This window comes from Bradyrhizobium sp. (genome assembly GCF_049581145.1).
Lineage (GTDB): Bacteria > Pseudomonadota > Alphaproteobacteria > Rhizobiales > Xanthobacteraceae > Bradyrhizobium.
Genome location: NZ_JBAURI010000905.1, coordinates 1 through 2,092 on the forward strand (window position 1 = coordinate 1; position 2,092 = coordinate 2,092).

Consider the following 2,092-nt stretch of genomic DNA (forward strand, 5'->3'; position numbering starts at 1 on the left):
GGTTCCGCCTATGGGCTCTACTCGACGCAGAAAGCCGAACTTGAGACGCTGGGCGCGAGGCTGATGCAGCTCGATTCCGCCCTCGAAGTGTACGGCCCGGAGACGCAACCAGCCCGCGAAGCCCTCCGCAAGGCGCTCCGGCAGACCTACGAGGACATCTGGAGCGGGTCGGACGGCGCCGCGCGGTCGGAACTCGCGGTGAAGGGCATCTTCGCCAGCGTCAAGAGTTTGGACCAGTACGTGCTCTCACTTTCGCCGAAAACCGACACGCAGCGGCAGGCGTTCTTCAGCGCCAACGGCGCCGTCACCGACATCAACCGCAACCGTCTGCTGATGGCGCTTCAAATCTCCGGCGGCGTCCCGTGGCCGATGCTGACCATCGTTGTCTGCTGGTCGCTCCTGATGTTCTGCGGCTACGGGCTGGTGTCGCCGCCCAACGGCACGGTCGTCGCGGCGCTCGGGTTCGGCGCACTCACGATTGGAAGCGCGCTGTTCGTGATCGTCGAACTCAGCGACCCGTTTTCCGGCACCTTCAAGCTCTCCGCAGCGCCCGTCCAGCAGACGATCGAGGCGCTGGGAGATGTGCCGGCCATCTCAGGGGTGTCAAACTGATCCCATCACAGCGCGGAGGCGCAGAATGATTGATCGAAGGACACTCATCAAGAGCGCGGGAGCGGCGGTTCTCGCGTCGGCGCTCGATTCTCCGGCGGCGCGCGCCCAGACCGACGATCCGCTCAGTTACGCTTCCGTCGACGACCTCGTCGCCCTATTCAAGGCCGGCAAGGCTTCGCCGGTCGATCTCCTGGAGGCGCAGATCAAGCGGATCGAGGCGCTCAACCCCAAGGTCAACTGCATCACCGACGCGCACTTCGACGAGGCGCGAAAGGACGCCCGGGAGTCCGAGGGCCGCTACCGGCGCGGCGACGCAAGACCGCTCGAAGGGATCACGGTCGCCATCAAGGACGAATTCGCCCGGCCGGGCTGGCGGATCACGCAGGGCTCGCTCATCTACAAGGACTCGCCGCGCGCGACGGAAAGCGCAGCCATCATCGACTCGCTCGAGGCGGCCGGCGCCGTCATGCCCATCCAGACGACGGTGCCGGAATTCTACCTCTTCATCGGCGCCTCGACCCGCGCCTGGGGCACAACGCATAATCCGTGGAACCTGGAATACTCTCCGGGCGGATCGTCCGCGGGATCGGGCGCGGCGCTGGCCGCGGGCTTCGCGACGCTTGCCCTAGGCTCCGACATGGGCGGCTCGATCCGCCTTCCGGCCTCGCAGAACGGCGTCTACGGCTTCCGGCCGCCATTCGGGCGGGTCGCGGGCGGGGAAATCCCCTACTCGACCTCGGGCCCGATGGCGCGACAGTTCGGCGACCTCGTCCATCTCCAGAACGCGGTCGTCGGCCCGTCCGACAAGGTCATGGCCGCGATCCGGCCTCGCCTCGACTATCCCACCCAATACGGGGACCTTTCAGGATGGCGCATCGCCGTGGATTGGGGCGCAGGCATTGCCGACGTCATTCCGTCGGTGAAGGACGCAATGCTGAAGGGCATCGACGCGCTGCGGGGCGCCGGATGTGTCGTGGACGAGGTCGACTGCGGCTTCTCGAAGACCCAGAAGTTCGTCTACATGCGCGGGCTGATGGCTACGTCGATCGGCACTTTCATCGAGACATCGAATGCCCATCGGGATCTACTCTCGCCCTATATGACGGATGTGCTCGACCTGGTCGGACCGGTCGGACCGGCTCAGGCCGAGGCAGCCGAGACCTTGCTGGAACAGCTCCACCGCCAAGTGCAGGAGCGGGTCTTCGGCAAGGGCTACCGCATCCTGCTCATGCCGACCATCGCGACGCCGCTCGTCAAGGCCGACATGTTCAGGAGCAAGGAGAACGGAGTGGACGTGTGGACGGGCACCGGGTTCGGCTACGTGCTGACCTGGCCGTGGAACCTCCTCAATCGATACCCGATCGTGGACGTGCCCCTCGGCGTGGTCGAGGACGGAATGCCCTCGGGCATGCAGGTCATCGGCCAGACGTTCACCGACCTCGACACGTTCCAGTTCGCGTCCAACTGGTCTCGCCTGCGC

The 2,092-nt window shown here is 65.9% G+C and carries 2 protein-coding genes; both read left to right on the forward strand.

Translation table 11 applies throughout. From position 1 onward, the window contains the following. A partial coding sequence (locus WCB02_RS29685; RefSeq protein ID WP_423963501.1) for a hypothetical protein occupies positions 1 to 612 on the forward strand: 612 nt, incomplete at its 5' end. A 25-nt stretch (positions 613 to 637) separates the two neighbouring features. Then, a partial coding sequence (locus tag WCB02_RS29690; protein WP_423963504.1) for an amidase occupies positions 638 to 2,092 on the forward strand: 1,455 nt, incomplete at its 3' end.